Here is an 18,854-nt window from a genome sequence, read left to right as displayed (position 1 = left end):
AACGCACCGCTTCCGCCCGGTGCCACGCTGCCGCGCCGACGCGCAATAGTCGCCCGCCGGGCATCGTGTACGCCCTATGAGACCGCCTTCATGTGCAGAATACAAATAGCGAAATCTAATCGATGGCGATTAGAAGCGCTTATCAGAGCCGCATCTTCGCCTTATCCGGTTGCGATGCGCGGCAGGCGCCGACGGGAGGTTGCGGGATGCGGCCCCGCCGCTCACCCCAAGGCCGCCTGCGCGGCCCAGACGGCGGCCACCCCGGCGACGATGGCGAGGCCGAGATTGCGGGTTGCGATCTGCATCGATGCGACCGCCAGCGCCCCGATCAGCGCCGGAACGCCCCCCGCCACCAGGCTCGGCGTGACATAGGCCGCGAACAGCGCGCCCGGCAGGTGGCGCAGCATCGCCTCGGCGAAAACCGGCGGGCGGAATTTGCGCAGGATGGCGTAGCCGCCCGCGCGGCAGACGAAGGAAACCAGCGCCATCAGCAGGATGGCCAGCAGCACGTCGCCCCTGATCGTCATGCGCGCGGCTCCCGCAATTCGACCCAGGCCCCGAGCGCCGCCCCGGAGACGGTGCCGAGCAGCAACGGCAGCGGCGGCGGCAGGCCCGCCCGATGCGCCGCCAGCGCCACCAGCCCGGCGACCGCCCAAGGGCCGAAATCCACGCGCGGCCCCCGCCAGAGCCCGACCATGATCGACAGGAAGGCCGCCGTCGAAGCGAAGAACAGCGGATGGCCGGGCGGCAGCCGCACCACGCTGCCGGCGACATGGCCGACCAGCGTCGCCAGCAGCCAGCAGGTCCACAGCCCGATGCCGACGCCGAGCAGATAGCCCGCGTCCCGGCCGCCCCGGCGCTGGTCCTGCACGGAGAGCGCGAAGGAATGATCGACCAGCGTCGCCAGCGTGCCCCAGAGCCGCCAGCCCTCGACGCGGTCGAGCCAGGAAGCCAGCGCCGCGCCCATCGCGGCCATGCGGATATTGACCACGAACGCCGCGACCGCCGCCGCGAGGACCGGCGCCGGGTCCGCCCACAGGTCGAGCGCCAGAAGCTGCGAAGCGCCGGCGAAAACGGTTGCGCTGAACAGGCCGGTTTCCGCGAAGGACATGCCCTTGGCATAGGCGAGCACGCCGACCACCAGCCCGAACGGCACGGTGCCGATCCACAAGGGCAGGCTCGCCCAGGCTCCGCGCAGCACGCCATGCCGGGTGAAGACCACCTGAGAAGAAGACATCGCCATCAGGCGGCGCAGGGCGTATATCGGAGCAGTCTCATCCGACGACGCTGACCTCCAATCGGATTCCGGGGCCCTAGCATTGAAGGCACAACAAAACATGCCCCTGCTGGCCGTGTGCGGCTAACAGGTCTGTGTCCGGCCGTCAACATGGGTCGACGTCGCCGCGCGAGCGGAGGCCCGCGCCATGGTGCCGCCCCCGGATGCGATGCCTTCCGAAAACGTGGTCCGCGAACCGGGCCTTAGGGGACTTTTCGCATGCGCCGGATCGTCATGCTTGTGTGTCTTGCGGGTCTGGCCGCGGGGGTTGGCCTCTGGAGCGGCTATCTGCCCGTCCCGCCGCAATATAACCCGTTCGCACCGATCGATCTGACCGCCCCGCCCAATCTGCTCGCGCGCTTCAAGCTCTACCGCTTGAAGCATGATCGCGCGCTTTGCCTGCAAGCGCTCGCCCGCACGGACGCCGAATTCCGCCCGCTCGAAGACCAGCCCGGCGGCCAGTGCCCGCTGGTCAACATCGTCCGGCTCTCCAGGGCGGGCGCCGGTTTCAGCCGCAGCTTCACGGCGTCCTGCCCGCTGGCCGCCGCCTGGGAGATCTTCCGCCACAACACGCTGCAGCAGGCGGCCAGGGCGCATTTCGGCCAGCCTGTCGCCAGGGTCGATCATGTCGGCACCTATGCATGCCGCAATGTCTATAACCGGCCCCATGCCCGGCGCAGCGAACATGCGCGCGCCAACGCCATCGACGTCACCGGCTTCGTGCTGGCCGACGGAACCCTCATCAGCGTGCAAAGAGACTGGAACAGCAAGGGGCAGCCGGCAAAAGCCGCCTTCCTGAGGGACATTCACCAGGGCGCCTGCCGGGCCTTCAATGTCGTGCTGGGGCCGGACCACAATGCGGCGCACGCCAACCATTTCCATTTCGACATGGGCAGCTATTGGACGTGCCGGTGACGCATGTTGGAGATCAGCATGCCGCCATTCGAGCCGCCGGTCGCCGCGATGCGCCGGGGGCTGGTGACGCCGCGCCGCACCAGATCGGCGGCGATGGCGGCGAAATCATCGTGCAACAGCCGCTTGCCGGCCCGGCGTCCGGCATCGTGCCGCCGCTCAAATGCCGGAGCGCCATCACGCTTGGATCTGAAAGCGGCATTATAGCATAGGCAGCACCCCTCATTTAAGGGATGCGTGGCAGACGGATCTCCGGCGTCACACCACCCGCATCTCTGCGAGGCCGCGGCACGGATGGCGCCGTCACGGGCAAAGATGCGGCAGGATCGGAAATCGGCGATCAGTATTGCGGTGCAAAGAAGGCGCGCATGCCGGCGGCGCTGTTCGGATCATGACCGCCATTGGGATCGTTATTGTCCTGCAAGGTGGTGGCCGGCGGGGCCTTCTTGGGCTGAACCGCAGCGGGCGCGGCGATGGCGGCGGATGCGCCGGTCTGGACCGACCCATAGGCGACGGGCGCGCTGTTGGTGGCCGCCGCAGGCGCGCCGGCCTGGCCCGCGGCCTGAGGGGTGCCGGGCGCAGCCATCGCGGCGGTGGCGCCGGTCAGAAGCAGAGCTGCGCCAAGAACGGAACGGACGACTGAGCTCATGATGGATCTCCTGTAAGAGATTTCAATCTTTCGGGTCTTGGAAGCGGTTTTACTTCCCTAACCATGCGGTAATTCGGTTCTTGGAAGCGTTTCCCTTCCCAAGACATTTCGGTAGACGATGATTCTGGTGCTTTAAGGGCGATTCTTTGTTCATGAAATGTACAGGACATGCGGTTTGCCACAGATCGTCCTGCGCCGCCCGCTACTCCCCCGCCGCCTTGCCCAAGGCCGCCGGGACATCCTCGACCGCGGCGCCGGCGTGATGGCGCGCCAGCAGCCGCATCGCCAGCCGCAACAGCGGGTTCAGCGCGATCGCCAGCAGCGCGCCGGCCGCGATCAGGCCGTGGCTCTCCTCCGACATCAGGTCGACATTCATGCCGAAACCGCTGATGAGGAATGAGAATTCCCCGATCTGCGCGAGCCCGCCGGCCAGCAGCAGTTTTTCCGCGAGCGGCATCCGCACCAGGGACGTCATCAGGAAGGCCGCGCCGGCATTGCCCGCCATGATGACCGCGAGCACGGCGAGGATGGTCCATTTCTGGGTGATGAGGACATGCGGGTCGAACAGCATCCCCACCGAGACGAAGAACAGCACCGCGAAGGCGTCGCGCAAGGGCAGCATGTCTTCCGCCGCGCGGTGGCTGAGTTCGGCCTCGCTCAGCACCAGTCCGGCGAGGAACGCGCCGATGGCGAAAGTCGCGCCGAACACCGCGTCGGCGAGATAGGCGATGCCGAGCGCGATGGCGAAGACGCCGAGCGAGAACAATTCCCGCGACTTGGCCCGCGCGATGAACACCAGGAGCCCCGGCAGGATGCGCCGCCCGACCACGAACATGATGATGCCGAATGTGGTCAGCTCGGCCGCCTTGACCGCGATGCCGTGCAAAATCTGGCCGCTCTTGACCGGCCCGGTCCCTTGCGCCGCCAGCACCGACATCACCACCAGCGCGAAGACGGCGAACAGATCCTGCACGATCAGCCAGGCCATCGCCACATGGCCGGTCGGCGACTGCGCCAGATGCTGGTCCTCGAGCGTGCGCAGCAGTACAACCGTCGAGGCGACCGACAGGCAGAAGCCGAAAATTAGCCCCTCCAGCGGCGGGATGCGCAGCAGCCAGGACAGGCCGAAGCCCAGCGCCGTGACGATCGCCATCTGGCCCAGCGCGCAAGGCAGCGCCACCCAGCGGCAGTCCATCAGCTTGCGCGGCGAGAATTTCAGCCCCACCCCGAACATGATCAGAATCACGCCGAGCTCGGCCAATTCACGCGCCAGATCCGCGTCGAATGAAAATCCCGGTGTATAAGGTCCGAGCAGGATACCCGCCAGCAGATAGCCCACGATCGGCGAAATGCTCAGCTTATGGGCAAGGAATCCCAGCGCGAACGCCGCGACGATGCCGCCGACCACCATGGTGATGAGAGGATCCGAATTCATGCCGAGTGAGCCCAAACGGAAGCGTCCGTCTCGCGCGAATGAGGCCCACTCGCCGGCGCGGCCGCTGATATGATCCTGTTTGCGCCCCGATTCCCTGCCAATAACGGTCAGGGCACGGGCCGAACTCTGCGCGAAACGAGGGAAAAATCAAATGCCAAAAGCCGTTGGTTGTGCCTCACCCATCCCTGAAACCAATTTTGACAAGCTGCCATAGAAGCGTTTATTTAGCGTCATGGGCACGCGCGGCTTTCTCGTTTTTTCGAGCGGCGCTTGAGCTGGCGCGCGATAAGACGGGTGATGCTCCTTGATGAGACCTTCAAGCCTTTTCGAAATCTTCCTGCCGCGCAGCGATCTGTCGATCATCAAGCGGCTGGTCTTGGACAAATGGCGCAAATACGCCCCGCTCTACGTGGTCGCCTTCGCCCTGATGTTCGTCGTCGCCGGCGCGACGGCGCTCTCGGCATGGATGATGAAGGACGTCGTCAACCTGATCTTCGTCGAGCGCGAAGGCTCGGCCCTGATGTGGCTGCCCGCCGTCGTCGTCGGCGTGTTCACGGCCAAGGGCATCGCCAGCTATTTCCAGGAAGTGCTGATGGCCCGCATCGGCAATGCGATGGTGGCCGAAACCCAGACCCAGATGTTCAACCACCTGCTGGGGCAGGATCTGACCTTCTATCAGCGCTTCGCCTCCAGCGAGCTGATCACCCGCATCACCCATAACGCCCAGGCGACGCGCGAGGCGGTCAATCTGCTCGCCACCAGCCTCGGGCGCGATCTCGTCACGCTGGTCGGCCTCGTATCGGTGATGGTCGTGCAGCAGCCGATGATGTTCGCCATCTGCGCCCTCGGCGCGCCGATCGGCATCTACATGCAGAAGAAGCTGGTGAGGCGCATCCGCAGCGTCTCGCAGCGCGAAGTGCTGTCCTACGGCAATATCGTCAGCACCATGCGCGAGACGGCACAGGGCATCCGCGTGGTGAAATCCTTCACCCTCGAATCCGCGATGAGCGCCCGCATGAACGAATCCATCGGCGCGGTGGAACGGGTGTCGAACAAGATCGTCTCGGTCAATGCGCGGGTCAATCCGATGATCGACACGCTGGGCGGCTTCGCCGTCGCCGGGGTGATCTTCTATGCCGGCTGGCGCAGCCTCACCTATAATGAGACGCCCGGCGAGTTCTTCTCCTTCATCACCGCGCTTTTGATGGCCTACGAACCGGCCCGGCGGCTCGCCCGCCTGCAGGTCCGCCTCAGCCAGGCCTGCATCGGCGTGCAGATGATGTACGAGCTGATCGACACCAAGCCGAGCATGATCGAAAAGCCCGGCGCGCCGGCCTTGAAAATTCCAAGAGGCCAGATCCGCTTCGATGGCGTCACCTTCGGCTATGCCGCCAACGCCCCGGTGCTGCGCGACCTGACGCTCGAAGCCGAGGCCGGCAAGACCACGGCGCTGGTCGGGCTGTCCGGCAGCGGCAAGACCACCATCATGAACCTGATCCTGCGCTTCTGGGACCCGGCCGAGGGCGCCATCTCCATCGACGGCCAGAATATCGCCGATGTCACCATGCATTCGCTGCGGGCGCAGATATCACTGGTCAGCCAGGACGTTTTCCTGTTCGACGGCACCATCCGGCAAAATATCGCCGCCGGCGTCGGCGATCCCAGCGACGAGGCGGTCATCGCCGCGGCCAAGGCCGCCTATGCCCATCATTTCATCCTGGGGCTGCCCGCCGGCTACGACACCCAGGTCGGCGAATTGGGCAACCAGCTTTCGGGCGGCCAGCGCCAGCGCATCTCCATCGCCCGCGCCTTCCTGAAGAACGCGCCCATCATCCTGCTCGACGAGCCCACCTCCGCGCTCGACAGCGAGTCCGAACAGGCGATCCAGCGCGCCCTCGCCCAGCTCACCGAGCGGCGCACCACCATCGTCATCGCCCACCGCCTCGCGACGGTCCTGAACGCCGACCGCATCCAGGTCATCGACCACGGACGCCTCGCCGAAAGCGGCACGCACCGGGAATTGCTGGGGCAAGGCGGACTCTATTCGCGCCTCTACGACATCCAGTTTGCACAGGGTGACCGCGAAGCTGTTTAAATCTCTGCGTGTGTTTACTTATTTCCGCTATTTTAGGTTGAACTGATTTAACCCAACCCGCTAAGACACAACCGAGACGCGACGGGCGATCTCGGTTGTGTGTCCGGCAATGCCGGCCGCCGGCCTTCCGTCGCGAAAGTGAAATCGGGATGAATCATCCCGGCGCGGATGGTACGTCATGGCTGAGGTTTCCTACCTCCTCACCTCCTACAACAAGGCCGCCTTCCTGCCTTGCGTGCTGGAGAGCATCCGCCGCGAGCAGGCGGCCACCGGCGGCCAGATCGTCATCCTCGATGACGGCTCGAGCGACGGCTCGGCGCAGATCTGCCGGGATTTCGCCGCCGCCAATCCGGGCGTCGTGCTGCTGGAGCAGGAGAACAGGGGGGTCTATGCCGCGCTCAACCGGCTGCTGCCGCTCGCCTCGGGCAAATGGATCCGGCTTTGCGACAGCGACGATCCGCTGATCCTCGGCTCCACCGATTATCTCATCGAAATGGCCGAGCTCGACGATGCGGCCATCGCCTATGGCGGCGCGGTGCCCTACGGGCCGGAGCCGCTGCCGCTTCAGGCGCTGGAGAGCATCCGGCCGGTCGCCTGCGCCTCCTTCGTGCATCCCGACGCGCTGATGCACCTGATCCAGGCGATGGATTTCACCACCTCGCGCGCGATCTACCGCGGCAAGGCGGCCAAGGCCGCCCTGCCCTTGCCGGAGCATCTCATTTCCTGCCAGGATTTCGCCCTGGCGCTGCGCATGACGGCCACCGGGCCGCTCGTCCGCCTGCGCGAGCCGGTCTGCTTCTATCTCGGCGGCGCGCCGAACCAGCTCAGCGCCTCCGAGGCCCTGACCCGGCATCAGACCATCCGCATCCTGCAAGCCTCGCGCGCCTATCTGAAGCGCCGGCACCGCAACGCGGCGATCATCGAATCCTACCGCTGGGGCCGCCGCGCGCTGCGCCGCGAGCGGCGCGGGCTTCGCTTTCAGCTCGGCAAAATGGCGCTGAAGACCCTCTCCACCGCCACCCGGCTCGGCATTTACGACTGGCACCGGGCGCTCGACGCTTTCGCCTCCCCTTACGAATCCCAACTCGGCGCCATTATCGGCCGCCGCACCAAGCCCTATTGAGGTCCCCATGAAGGTTCATGCTTTCGAAATCGACGGCCCGCTGCTGATCGAGCCGACCCGCTTTCAGGACTCGCGCGGCTTCTTCTGCGAGACTTATAATGCGCTGGAACTGGCGCGGCACGGCGTCGATACCCGCTTCGTGCAGGACAACCAGTCGCTGTCGACCGCCTGCGGCACGGTGCGCGGCCTGCATTTCCAAAGCCCGCCCTACGCCCAGGCCAAGCTCATCCGCGTCGTGCGCGGCGCGATCCTCGACGTCGCGGTGGACATCCGCGCCGGCTCACCGTCCTTCGGTCGCCATGTCAGCGTCGAGCTCAGCGCCGAGAACGCGCTCCAGCTCTACATTCCCGAAGGCTTCGCGCATGGCTTTGCCACGCTCAGACCGCTGACGGATGTCGCCTATAAGGTCAGCGCCCCCTACGCGCCCGAGCACGATCTCGGCATCTTCTGGGCCGACCCGGGGCTTGCCATCCAATGGCCGGTCACCGAGCAGGAGGCGGTGCTGTCCAGGAACGACGCCAACCAGCCTTCCCTGCGCGACATCGTCAGCCCCTTCGTCCATGGCACCATTCAGAGCGAGGTTGCGGCCTGATGAAAATCCTCGTCACCGGCGGCTGCGGCTTCATCGGCTCGGCAGTCATCCGCCATGCGATCCGGCGCAGCGGCCACGACATCGTCAATCTCGACAAGCTCACCTATGCCGCCACGCCCGAGGCGCTGGAGGAGGCGGCGGACGATCCGCGCCACGTCTTCGAGCGCGCCGACATCTGCGACGCCGACCGGCTGCGCGCCATCTTCGAGCGGCATCGCCCCAATGCCGTGCTGCATCTGGCGGCGGAAACCCATGTCGACCGCTCGATCGACGGGCCGGCCGATTTCGTCACCACCAATGTCTTCGGCACCTTCACCCTGCTGCAAACGGCGCGCGCCTATTTCGAGACGCTGACCGGCACCGAGCGGTCGCGTTTCCGCTTCCTGCATGTGTCGACCGATGAAGTCTTCGGCTCGCTCGGCACCGGCGATCCCGGCTTCACCGAGCGCTCGACCTATGCGCCGCGCTCGCCCTATTCCGCCTCCAAGGCGGCATCCGACCATTTCGCCGCCGCCTGGGGCCACACATTCGGCGTCCCCGTCATCATCACCAATTGCTCCAACAATTACGGGCCCTGGCAATTCCCGGAAAAGCTCATCCCGCTGATGCTGCTGCGCGCCCGCAAAGCGGAGGTGCTGCCGGTCTACGGCCGGGGCGACAATATCCGCGACTGGCTGCATGTCGACGATCACGCGGCGGCGCTGTGGAGCGTGCTCGAGCGCGGCCGCATCGGCGAGAGCTACATGATCGGCGGCAATTGCGAGCACAGCAACATCGCCGTCGTCGAGTGGATCTGCGAGGCCATGGACCGGCGCTTCCCCGAGCAGGCGCCGCACGCCCGCCTCATCCGCCATGTCGAGGATCGGCCCGGCCACGACCTGCGCTACGCCATCGACGCCGGCAAGATCCGGGCCGAGCTCGGCTGGACCCCGGCGCGCGATTTCCGCCGCGGGCTCGACGCCACCATCGACTGGTATCTCGGCCATGAAAGCTGGTGGCGCGGCGTCGGCGCGCGCGTCTATGGCGGCCAGCGGCTCGGGCTGGTGGAGGCGATCGCATCATGAAAATCCTCCTCACCGGCGCGACCGGGCAGCTCGGCCGTGAAATCTGCCGCAGCCGGCTCGCCTCCGGCACGCGGCTGATCGCGGCCTCGCGCGCCCAGCTCGACCTGACCCGTCCCAGCGAAATCGACGGCTTCGTCGGCGAGATCGCCCCCGATCTGGTCGTCAACGCCGCCGCCTATACCGCCGTCGACCGCGCCCAGAGCGATCCCGAACTCGCCTTCGCCATCAACCGCGACGGCGCCGCGAGCCTCTCCAAGGCCGCCGCCGCCCATGGCGCTGCCATCGTGCATTTCTCCACCGACTATGTCTTCGACGGCTCCAAGGACGGCGAATGGACCGAGGAGGACCGGCCCAATCCGCTCAGCGTCTATGGCGAGAGCAAGCTGATCGGCGAGATCGCCGTCGCCGCCGCCAATCCGCGCCATCTGATCCTGCGCACCTCCTGGCTCTATGCCGGCCAGGGTCACAACTTCCTGCGCACCATGCTGCGCATCGGCAAGGACCGCACCCGCCTCCCCGTCGTCGCCGACCAGATCGGCCGGCCGACCGCCGCCGCCGATCTCGCCGACACCGCCCTCGGCATGGCCATGCAGGCGATGCAGGGCGAAGGCGCCTGGGGCCTCTACCACGTCTGCAACAGCGGCCCGGCGACGAGCTGGCACGGCTTTGCCAGCGCCATCTTCTCCAAGGCCGCGCGCTGGTCCGGCATCCCGCCGATCCTGGAGCCGATCACCACCGAAGCCTTCGGCGCCCCCGCCCCGCGCCCGCGCAATTCCGCGCTGGCGCTCGGCAAGCTGCAGCAGGTCTACGGCCTCACCCCCCGGCCCTGGCACGCCGCCCTTTGCGACGTGCTCGACGAGATGCGCCGCGAACAGGCGATGGGGGCGTCATGAAAGGCATCGTCCTCGCCGGCGGCAGCGGCTCGCGCCTGCATCCGCTGACCCTCGCCGTCTCCAAGCAATTGCTGCCGGTCTTCGACAAGCCGATGATCTATTATCCGCTCAGCGCCCTGATGCTGGCGGGCATCCGCGACATCCTCATCATCACCACCCCGGTCGACGCGCCGGCCTTCCAGCGCCTCTTGGGCGACGGCGCGCAATGGGGGCTGTCCCTGACCTATGCCGTGCAGCCCAAGCCGGAGGGGCTCGCCCAGGCCTTCATCATCGGCGCCGGCTTCATCGGCGCCGGCGGCGTCGCCCTGGTGCTCGGCGACAACATCTTCTACGGCCACGGCCTGCGCGAGCTGATCGCCCGCGCCACCGCCCGCGCACACGGCGCGACCGTGTTCGGCTATTGGGTCGCCGATCCCGAGCGTTACGGCGTCGTCAGCTTCGACGCCAAGGGCCGCGCCGTCGAGATCCAGGAAAAGCCGCGCCATCCCAAATCCAACTACGCCGTCACCGGCCTCTATTTCTACGACAATGACGTCGTCGAGATCGCCCGCGCCGTGCGGCCCTCCGGCCGGGGGGAATTGGAGATCACCGACGTCAACCGCGCCTATCTCGCGCGCGGCGACCTGCGCGTCGAAAATCTCGGCCGCGGCTATGCCTGGCTCGACACCGGCACCTGCGACTCCCTCGTCGAGGCCAGCGAGTTCGTGCGCACCATCGAGCGCCGCCAGGGCCTGAAGATCGCCTGCCTGGAGGAGATCGCCTGGCGCCAGAACTGGATCAGCCAGGACGACCTGCTCCAGCGCGCCGCCGCCTTCCGCAAGAGCGCCTATGGCGATTACCTGCTGAAGCTGACCATCGAGCCGCAAGGGCCCGTGCCCTGGGCGAGCGAGGAGGCGGGCGAGGCCGTCCCACGGCTCGGCGCGGCCTGACCCCCGCCTTCCGAGCGCGAGCGGCATAAGTTGCGGTTCCTGCTCGCATTCGTCGCAGGCACGGCCCCGACGCCGCCCCATTCATCGGGCTCCACTCCTGCGCCGCCGCGCGGCGAAGGAATAGTTAGCGCGCCATCCCGTTGCTGATATAAGGGGAGCGCTAGCGTCAGCTAAGCTTGCAGCTTTATAGGGGGAATTGAAATGTTGTTGCCCGTTGAGTATGCGTGGGCGGAACAGGTGCTGATCGCCTCGATCGTGGTGTTCTTCTTTGCCTGGATCGGGAATACAATTACGTTCAGCAATCGTGTCATCAGCGCTTTTGTTACGGCACTTGTCTTTGCCATAATTTTTGGCGCGCTCGTCTATTTCGGCTATGGCGGCGTCCAGATGAGCGTCAGCACCGAACCCTCGCCCACCGCACCCGCGACCTTACGGCGATAGGCGGCGATGCAAAGCGGGGACCGCCAATACCGGCTCTCGCGCATTGAGGGAGATCGCGGCGGCTCGCCGGTGAAGCGGACCGCCGCGGCCACGCCGCCGTCGCGGCGCCATCCGCCGGCCCGCGCCAACCGCGGGGCGTGCCCCGGCGCAAAATCCGGCGCATGATAGTGCCGCAAGAGCGGAACTGCCGGTCATCCGGCGACTTCTCCCGGCCCGCTCGACCCGCATGGAACGCGTAACATGGACCTGCCGGTGACCGCGCCGCCTACGGCGCCAGCCTCCGACCCGCCGCTCGATCTCTGCGTCACCCTGCCTGACGGGCGCCGCATGGGCTATGCCGATTATGGCGATCCGCGCGGGCTGCCGATCCTCGGCTTCCACGGCACGCCCGGATCGCGGCTGATGTTCCGCCTCGCCCATGAGCCGGCGCGGGAGCTCGGCATCAGGCTGCTCGCGCCCGAGCGGCCCGGCTTCGGCATCTCCTCGCCGCAGCGGGGCCGGACGCTCGCCAGCTACGCGCTCGACATCGCCGATTTCGCCGACACGCTGGGCATCGCGCATTTCGCCGTCGCGGGCATTTCAGGAGGCGGACCGTACGCCGCCGCCTGCGCCGCGCTGCTGCCGGAGCGGGTCACCGCGCTCGGCCTGGTCAGCCCGGTCGGCCCCATGGCCGGCGAGGAGAGGCCGCGCGCGATCGGCCCCGGCCATTATTTCGCCTTCCGCGTGACGCCCCGCCTGCCGCCGCTGCTCGCCGGCATGTTCGGCATCGGCCGCTGCGGCTTCCTCTATGCGCCGAAGCTGATCTACGGCTTCCTGATGAGCCGCGCCGCCCCGTCCGACTGGAAAATCCTCGCCCGCCCCGAGGTCCGGCGCAATCTGCTGGCCGGCGTCGCCGAAGGCTGCCGTCCGGGCATCCGCGCGGGGATGCAGGAGCTCGGCATTTTCTCCCGCCCCTGGCACATCCCTTTGAACGAAATCGCCGCGCCCGCTTTCCTCTGGCAGGGCCTCGCCGACCGCAACATTTCGATCCCGGCGGCGCTGGGCCTCGGCGCCCTGATCCCGCATTGCCGCGTCGAGACCATCGAAAAGGCCGGCCATTACTGGATCTTCGACAATATCGCGCGCGTGCTCTCGACGCTGTCAGGCGCCGCAAAGGCGGACCTTGCCCGGCTGCCGGACGCCGCGAACGCGCACGCTGCCCTGGCGCCGGATGCGGCGAACACGGATCAACCCTGAACGCATTGAAGGCGGACGACACCCACCCAATGCCGCGCCCCGGCTAAGGGCGCCCGTGCCGCCGCCGGAGCGGGCGGACACGCGCGCCCCGGCGGGCAGGCTCAGGCGGCGCGGCGCAGCTCGGGCTTGGCGCTGGCATTGCGCTGGCGCCCGACGAGGCCGATGGCCAGCATCAGCGTCGCGGTCAGGATCAGCGCCCAGACGAAATCGGGCGTCACCGCCGACATCTGCGCCCGCACATTCGGCCCGGCGAAGCCGATGCTGCGGATGAGCACGTCGAGCAGCTTCACCGCGCCCTCGACCAGCTTCACCAGCGCGCCGGCGATGGTGACCGGCACCTGATCGTTGAGCTTGGCATAGGCGGCATCGGCGACGACGCCGAGGGACAGCCAGAGGATGGCGATCTGAGTCGGGCGCTGCAGGTCGCGCAGCACATAGGCGCTGAGCGCCAGGGCGGCGAGCACCCCGAGGATGACGGCGGCGGTGCGGTTCGGCAGCAGATAGATCGCCGCCGCCGCCGCGGCGACCGCCACCAGCACGATGAGGATGGTAGGTAAAATTTGCTTCAAATTGTCTATAATTTGGCGCACGGACATCCGCACCTCCCGCAGCTAGAGCAACCTGCCGGTCCGCCGCCCTCGATCGCTCCGGGCGCATGACGCGCCTCACCATGCCGGGGCCTCGCCATTGCCGCGAAAGGCGGACATGGCGCGGCGGACCGGACAGGATGATCTTTCATCGATCAAAGCCGCAAAACCCGCATCGCAAGACGCCGCGTGACGCGGCCCCTCGATAAGTCAAGCATAGCGCAAAAGGCTGATTCGTGGCAGTTCGGCTGTCGCCAGGCAGCTTTTGGGCGACAGCATGGCGCGGGGCGCGGACAGTCTTGCCCGGGCAAGACGGTCTAAGTCACCATTGCAAAACATCTATTCGCTTTGCAGACGAGACCGCAACGGCCCGAGAAATAAATCTGCGCGGAGCCGGGCCGGCCGCGGCGCCGGGGTTTTAGCCTTCGCTGGCTGAAGACTGTCGACGATCTCCCCGAATCCTCGTCCGCCCTGTGGTCGAGAGGCCAAGGCTTCGGCGGGGTCGGGCGCTAAGGGTAAGATCGCGGCGCTGCTGACCGCTCACCGGCTCGCGGAAGGACCGCTTTGCCACGCCGACGCAACCCACTTTCACCCGGCCGCAAAAGCGCCTACCCTTCCCGCAAGCAAAAGCAATCGGGACGGAACGCCTTGGACGCCTTGGGAGAATTCGACTATATCGTCGTCGGCGCGGGCTCGGCGGGCTGCGTGCTCGCCAACCGGCTCAGCGCCGATCCGCGCAATAGGGTGCTGCTGCTCGAAGCCGGCGGCAGCGACAATTATTTCTGGATCCATGTGCCCGTCGGCTATCTCTACTGCATGGGCAATCCCCGCACCGACTGGGGCTTTAAGACCGAGCCGGTGCCGGGCCTGAACGGGCGCGCCCTCAACTATCCGCGCGGCCGCGTGCTCGGCGGCTGCTCCTCGATCAACGGCATGATCTATATGCGCGGCCAGGCGCGCGACTATGACCATTGGCGCCAGCTCGGCAATAGCGGCTGGAGCTGGGACGACGTGCTGCCTTTTTTCCGCAAGTCGGAGGATTATGCCTCGGGGGCGGATGAGATGCACGGCGCGGGCGGCGAATGGCGGGTCGAGGACCAGCGCCTGTCCTGGCCGATCCTGGACGCCTTCATCGCGGCCTGCGAGGAGGTCGGCATCCCCAGGATCGAGGATTTCAACCGCGGCGACAATTTCGGCGCCTCCTATTTCAAGGTCAATCAGCGGCGCGGCATCAGGGTGAACACCGCCAAGGCGTTTCTGCGGCCGGCGCGGGGGCGCAAGAACCTCACCGTGCTGCCGCTGGCGCAGGTGAAGCAGATCCTCATCGAGGACGGCCGGGCGACCGGCGTCGAGTTCTGGCGTCCGGGCGGCGTAGCGCGCGCCACGGCCGCCGCCGAGGTGATCCTCGCCGCCGGCGCGATCGGCTCGCCGCAGCTTCTGGAATTGTCCGGCATCGGCGCGGGCGAGGTGCTGAGCCGCAACGGCGTGGCGGTGCGGCATGAGTTGCCCGGCGTCGGCGAGAATTTGCAGGACCATCTGCAAATCCGCACGGTCTACAAGGTGAAGAACGCGGTGACGCTGAATGCGCGCGCCGGCAATCTGCGCGGCAAGGCGGCGATCGCGCTGGAATATGCGCTCAGGCGCTCCGGGCCGATGTCGATGGCGCCGAGCCAGCTCGGCGTCTTCACCAGATCCGACGCCTCATTCGAGACCGCCAATATCCAATATCACGTGCAGCCCCTGTCGCTGGACAAGTTCGGCGAGCCGCTGCACGCCTTCCCGGCGATCACGGCCAGCGTCGCCAATCTGCGCCCCGAAAGCCGGGGCTCGACGCATATCGCCGGCAGCGATCCGCGCGCCCATCCGAAGATCCAGCCCAACTATCTCGACAGCGACACCGACCGCCGGGTCGCCGCCGACAGCATCCGCGTCACCCGCCGGATCATGGCGGCGGCGGCCTTGCAGCGTTTCGAGCCGGAGGAATTCCGCCCCGGTCCGGCCCTGGAGAGCGACGAGGAACTGGCGCAAGCGGCGGGCGACATCGGCACGACGATCTTCCATCCGGTCGGCACCTGCAAGATGGGCAGCGATGCCGGCGCGGTGGTGGATGAGCGGCTGCGGGTGCATGGCATCGGGGGCTTGCGGGTGATCGATGCCTCGGTGATGCCGTCGATCACCTCGGGCAACACCAACGCGCCGACGATCATGATCGCCGAGAAGGGCGCGGAGATGATTCTGGCGGACGGGAGGCGGTAGCCGAGCGGGCACAGGCTGTGCGCGTGGCTCCCCCTCACCCGGCCGCCTGCGGCGTCCGCCTTCTCCCTCAAGGGGAGAGGGCTAAGCGGAGCGCTTTAGCCGGGAGCACTGCCAAGCTCCCTCTCCCATGGGAGACCTTTGCGTATCGAAGGTCCTCTCCCCGTCGTCCCGGACGGCCGTCAGGCCGAGCCGGGACCCAATCATATTTCCGCTATTGCTGCGGCAAGTGGAGAGGCGAGTGGGCCCCGGCTCTAACGGCCGGGGCGAGGAATCGAAGTTTTGCAAAGGTCTTCAAGGGGAGAGGGGAATATAGGGAAACAGCTTGCACCGACAGGCCAGCGAGATGCCCGAAGCGTCCCCGCTGGCGGGTGAGGGGGGAGCCGCTTGCTCCCCGCGCCTAATCCCCCGCCCCCGCCGCCGCATCCTGCTCCACCGCCTCGATGCGCCCGTCCACCAGATGAATGCGCCGGTGCATCCGCCCGGCCATGGCGAGGTCATGCGTGACCGCGATCACCGTCTTGCCCCGCTCCCGCACCAGTCCTTCCAAAATCCCGAACACCTGCTCGGAATTCTTCGAATCGAGACTCCCGGTCGGCTCGTCGGCGAGCAGCACGGGCGGGTCGTTGGCCAGCGAGCGCGCCACGGCGACGCGCTGGCGCTGGCCGCCGGAGAGCTGGTCCGGACGCTTGTCGAGATGCCCCTCCAGCCCGAGCGAGGCGAGCAGCGCGGCGGAGCGCTCATGCATCTCGGCCCGCGACAGGCGCCCGAGCCTGCGCATCGGGATCTCGACATTCTCGCGCACGGAGAATTCCGGCAGCAGGAAATGGAACTGAAATACGAAGCCCAGCATGGAGAGCCGGGTCCTGGCCCGCTCGTCCTCGTCCATCGGCCCGGTATCCTTGCCGCCGATCCGCAGGATGCCGCCGGTCGGCCGGTCGAGCAGGCCGAGCAGGTAAAGCAGCGAGGATTTGCCCGAGCCGGACGGCCCGGTGATGGCGATGAACTCCCGCTCGTGCACGGTCAGATCGATGTCGCGCACCAGCGTCACCGGCACCGTCTCCGGCAGCACGCGGGTCAGGCCTTCCGCCTCGATCAGGGCCGTCATGTCGCCCCCCGGATGATGTCGACCGGGTTCAGCTTCGCCGCGCGCCGGGCCGGCAGATAGCCCGCGACCGCCGCCGAGCCGAGCGCGAACGCCGCCGCGATCAGGTAGTGCAGAAAGCTCCAGGCGATCGGCAGTTTGGTCAGCTCCTGGCCGGTCGCGGCGATCTCGAAGCGCACCAGCGACAGCGCATAGACCATCGACAGGCCGAAGGCCCAGCCGAGCAGCGAGCCCGCCGCGCCGATGGCGACGCCCTCCAACAGGAACAGCCGCCGCATGTCGCGCTCGGGAAAGCCGAGCGATTTCATGATGGCGATGTCGCGCGCCTTCTCATGCGTGATGGTCGAGATGATGTTGAAGATGCCGAAGCCGGCCACCAGCATGATGGCGGCGACCACCGTGTACATGATGATGTTGCGGATCACCAGCGCCTGCAGGATGGACTCGTTCGCCTGCTGCCACGCGACGGATTTATAGCCAAGCTCCGCCTCCGCCCGCCGGGCGATGGCGGGCGCGGCATTGGGATCGTCGAGCTTGATGCGGATCTCGTTGATGGCATTCGCCCGCTCGCTGAGGATCTGGGCGTTCTTCAAGAGCACATAGGCTTCGCCCTCGTCGCGGGCGGTGGTGCCGGTGTGGAAGAGCCCCGCGATCTTGAAATTGCGCCCCAGGCCCGTCGAGGAGACCGCCGTCACGGTGTCGCCGAGCTTGGCGCCGAGGCGGTTCGCCATGGTGTCGCCGATGACGATATTGTTGCCGCCGACCGCGAGCGCGGCAAAGCTGCCCTGGCGGAAATCCTCGATGATCGGCGAGACGCCCTGTTCCTTGGCCGGATCGACGCCGATCACCGCCGCCCCGACGTCGCGGCCGGCATAGCGGATCACGCCTTGCGTCTTCAGGCTCGGCGCGAAGCGGCCGGGCACCCAGTCCTCCAGCCATGCGAGCGCGGCGGTCGGATTGATGATGCCGCGCCGGTCCTCGCGCGGCCTCAGGCCATAGATCGCGACCGTCGAGAAGGCGTCCTGCGCGGGCTGGCGCGGCGGCGCGCGGCGCTCGTCGGTGATCTGCACATGCGGCATGGTGTTGACGAGCTGCTCGACGAAATCGTTCTGGCCGCCCTGCATCAGCGCCGCCATGGCGATCGAGAAGCCCACCCCCACCGCGACGCCCAAAATCGCAACCAGCGTCTGCCGGCCGCGCCCGGCAATATGGGTGAAGGCGATGTCGAAGATCAGCCGCATGGCCCTACTCCCGAGCGACGCGCACCCGCGCGCCATCCGCCAGCAGATCCGGATAAGGCGACACGATGCGCGCATCGTCGCCGAGCCCCGAGACGACCTGCACATCCGTGATGCCCCGGATGCCGATGCCGACATCGCGCCGCTGCGCCCGTCCGTTCTCGACCACGAAGACCGCCGTGCCGCGGACGGCGAGGGATGGCACCAGCAGCGCGTTCTTGACCACATTGGTGATGATGTTGACGTCGGTCGACATGCCGACGCGGAGCGGCGTGTCGTCCGGCAGCTTGATGCGCACCCGATAGGTCTTGGTCACCGGATCGCCCTTCGGCGTGATGCTGTCGACCACCGCTTCGAGCGAGCGCCTCGGAAAGGCGTCCGCCATCAGCAGCACGCGCTGGCCGAGCTCGACGCGCGGAATGTCCTCCTCATTGACATCGGCGACGACGAGCAGGGGCTTTGGCTGTCCGACCCAGAACAGGATGCTGCCCTGGTCGGCGACCTCGCCGACTTCGGCATCCTTGCGCAGCACCACCCCGGCGCTCGGCGCGCGGATGACGTAATTTTCAAGCCGCGCCTTCTGGCCGGCAAGCAGCGCCTCGAGCTGGGCCGCTTCCGCCTGGGCCTGATCGAGCGCCTGCTGGCTGGCCGATTTGCGCTCGACCAGCGTCACCAGCCGCGACAGGTTTTCCCGCGCCAGCCGCAACCGCGCGTCCAGTTCGCTGAGCGCCGCCTTGGCCTCGCTGTCGTCCAGCCGGGCAAGCAGCGCACCCTGCTCGACGCTCTGCGCCTCGCAATTGCACTGCTCGACGATGCGCTCGCGCACCAGGGAGGTGACCTTTGCCCAGAAGCGCGGCTCGACCACGCCGCTGGCATAGACGATTTGCGCCGCCTCGCCCCGTTTCGGCGCCACCACCGCGACGGCCGGCGCGCGCTGGCTCGACCAAATGAACACCCCCGCCCCGACGACCGCCAGGGCGAGCAAAACCATGGTTCTGACCCGCAAGGCTCCCCCCATCCGCCACC

General features: G+C 67.2%; 18 protein-coding genes and 1 pseudogene. 10 read left to right on the top strand and 9 right to left on the bottom strand.

Going from position 1 to position 18,854, the window contains the following annotated elements:
* Nucleotides 1-221: 221 nt before the first annotated feature.
* Nucleotides 222-527 (bottom strand): AzlD domain-containing protein, encoded by a 306-nt coding sequence (locus tag BLEFHOIH_RS12320; protein WP_088345792.1) that lies wholly within the window; start codon nt 525-527, stop codon nt 222-224.
* On the bottom strand, nt 524-1,243 hold the full coding sequence (locus BLEFHOIH_RS12315) for an AzlC family ABC transporter permease (RefSeq protein WP_210191652.1): 720 nt from the start codon (nt 1,241-1,243) through the stop codon (nt 524-526). The genes BLEFHOIH_RS12320 and BLEFHOIH_RS12315 overlap by 4 nt, the downstream gene beginning before the upstream one ends.
* Nucleotides 1,244-1,495: 252 nt before the next feature.
* On the opposite strand from BLEFHOIH_RS12315, the gene BLEFHOIH_RS12310 reads away from it, so the two are divergent.
* Nucleotides 1,496-2,191, top strand: a complete 696-nt coding sequence (locus tag BLEFHOIH_RS12310; protein ID WP_088345789.1) for an extensin family protein — start codon at nt 1,496-1,498, stop codon at nt 2,189-2,191.
* Here BLEFHOIH_RS12310 and BLEFHOIH_RS27255 read toward each other — a convergent pair.
* The 3 genes and pseudogenes from BLEFHOIH_RS27255 to BLEFHOIH_RS12295 all read right to left on the bottom strand — a co-directional run.
* A pseudogene (locus BLEFHOIH_RS27255) lies at nt 2,182-2,340 on the bottom strand (prolyl oligopeptidase family serine peptidase); the annotation flags it as partial. The gene BLEFHOIH_RS12310 and the pseudogene BLEFHOIH_RS27255 overlap by 10 nt on opposite strands.
* A 188-nt stretch (nt 2,341-2,528) precedes the next feature.
* Nucleotides 2,529-2,837, bottom strand: coding sequence for a hypothetical protein (locus BLEFHOIH_RS12300; RefSeq protein WP_088345786.1), 309 nt, complete (start codon nt 2,835-2,837; stop codon nt 2,529-2,531).
* A gap of 202 nt (nt 2,838-3,039) precedes the next feature.
* Nucleotides 3,040-4,272 carry a cation:proton antiporter gene (locus BLEFHOIH_RS12295; protein WP_088345784.1) on the bottom strand — a complete coding sequence of 411 codons (1,233 nt, stop codon included), beginning with the start codon at nt 4,270-4,272 and terminating at the stop codon, nt 3,040-3,042.
* A gap of 307 nt (nt 4,273-4,579) precedes the next feature.
* Between BLEFHOIH_RS12295 and BLEFHOIH_RS12290 the strand changes: the two genes are divergently transcribed.
* From BLEFHOIH_RS12290 to BLEFHOIH_RS12255, 8 genes are all read left to right on the top strand, one after another.
* Complete coding sequence (locus BLEFHOIH_RS12290; protein ID WP_088345782.1) at nt 4,580-6,367, top strand: ABC transporter ATP-binding protein; 1,788 nt, start codon at nt 4,580-4,582, stop codon at nt 6,365-6,367.
* A gap of 178 nt (nt 6,368-6,545) precedes the next feature.
* The gene (locus BLEFHOIH_RS12285) at nt 6,546-7,490 is read left to right on the top strand and encodes a glycosyltransferase (protein WP_088345780.1); all 945 of its coding nucleotides are present in this window, start codon (nt 6,546-6,548) and stop codon (nt 7,488-7,490) included.
* 7 nt (nt 7,491-7,497) lie between these two features.
* Nucleotides 7,498-8,082 carry a dTDP-4-dehydrorhamnose 3,5-epimerase gene (gene rfbC / locus BLEFHOIH_RS12280; RefSeq protein WP_088345778.1) on the top strand — a complete coding sequence of 195 codons (585 nt, stop codon included), beginning with the start codon at nt 7,498-7,500 and terminating at the stop codon, nt 8,080-8,082.
* Nucleotides 8,082-9,146 carry a dTDP-glucose 4,6-dehydratase gene (gene rfbB, locus BLEFHOIH_RS12275; RefSeq protein WP_088345776.1) on the top strand — a complete coding sequence of 355 codons (1,065 nt, stop codon included), beginning with the start codon at nt 8,082-8,084 and terminating at the stop codon, nt 9,144-9,146. The genes rfbC and rfbB overlap by 1 nt, the downstream gene beginning before the upstream one ends.
* A complete protein-coding gene (gene rfbD / locus BLEFHOIH_RS12270; RefSeq protein WP_088345774.1) occupies nt 9,143-10,039 on the top strand; it encodes a dTDP-4-dehydrorhamnose reductase in 897 nt (298 codons plus the stop codon). Before rfbB ends, rfbD begins: the two co-directional genes overlap by 4 nt.
* Nucleotides 10,036-10,968, top strand: coding sequence for a glucose-1-phosphate thymidylyltransferase RfbA (gene rfbA, locus BLEFHOIH_RS12265; protein ID WP_088345772.1), 933 nt, complete (start codon nt 10,036-10,038; stop codon nt 10,966-10,968). The genes rfbD and rfbA overlap by 4 nt, the downstream gene beginning before the upstream one ends.
* Before the next feature lie 201 nt (nt 10,969-11,169).
* Complete coding sequence (locus BLEFHOIH_RS12260) at nt 11,170-11,409, top strand: hypothetical protein (protein ID WP_245296982.1); 240 nt, start codon at nt 11,170-11,172, stop codon at nt 11,407-11,409.
* A 240-nt stretch (nt 11,410-11,649) separates the two neighbouring features.
* The gene (locus BLEFHOIH_RS12255) at nt 11,650-12,645 is read left to right on the top strand and encodes an alpha/beta hydrolase (protein WP_088345770.1); all 996 of its coding nucleotides are present in this window, start codon (nt 11,650-11,652) and stop codon (nt 12,643-12,645) included.
* A gap of 101 nt (nt 12,646-12,746) precedes the next feature.
* Here BLEFHOIH_RS12255 and BLEFHOIH_RS12250 read toward each other — a convergent pair whose 3' ends face one another.
* Entirely contained in the window at nt 12,747-13,241 is a 495-nt protein-coding gene (locus BLEFHOIH_RS12250) for a hypothetical protein (RefSeq protein WP_125461678.1), read from the bottom strand.
* A gap of 648 nt (nt 13,242-13,889) precedes the next feature.
* Between BLEFHOIH_RS12250 and BLEFHOIH_RS12245 the strand changes: the two genes are divergently transcribed.
* Nucleotides 13,890-15,488 (top strand): GMC family oxidoreductase N-terminal domain-containing protein, encoded by a 1,599-nt coding sequence (locus BLEFHOIH_RS12245; protein ID WP_088345878.1) that lies wholly within the window; start codon nt 13,890-13,892, stop codon nt 15,486-15,488.
* Between the two features lie 397 nt (nt 15,489-15,885).
* Here the strand turns inward: BLEFHOIH_RS12245 and BLEFHOIH_RS12240 are convergent, their stop codons facing one another.
* From BLEFHOIH_RS12240 to BLEFHOIH_RS12230, 3 genes are read right to left on the bottom strand one after another with little or no spacing between them, the layout of a single operon-like run.
* Nucleotides 15,886-16,593: an ABC transporter ATP-binding protein gene (locus BLEFHOIH_RS12240; protein WP_088345766.1), complete on the bottom strand. Its 708-nt coding sequence runs from the start codon at nt 16,591-16,593 to the stop codon at nt 15,886-15,888.
* A complete protein-coding gene (locus BLEFHOIH_RS12235) occupies nt 16,590-17,831 on the bottom strand; it encodes an ABC transporter permease (protein ID WP_088345764.1) in 1,242 nt (413 codons plus the stop codon). The genes BLEFHOIH_RS12240 and BLEFHOIH_RS12235 overlap by 4 nt, the downstream gene beginning before the upstream one ends.
* 4 nt (nt 17,832-17,835) lie before the next feature.
* Nucleotides 17,836-18,819, bottom strand: coding sequence for an efflux RND transporter periplasmic adaptor subunit (locus tag BLEFHOIH_RS12230; protein WP_245296981.1), 984 nt, complete (start codon nt 18,817-18,819; stop codon nt 17,836-17,838).
* Nucleotides 18,820-18,854 lie beyond the last annotated feature (35 nt).

The sequence above is a fragment of the Rhodomicrobium sp. R_RK_3 genome (genome assembly GCF_002198715.1).
Classification (GTDB): Bacteria; Pseudomonadota; Alphaproteobacteria; order Rhizobiales; family Rhodomicrobiaceae; genus R-RK-3.
This window is presented reverse-complemented; position numbering and strand designations above follow the sequence as displayed.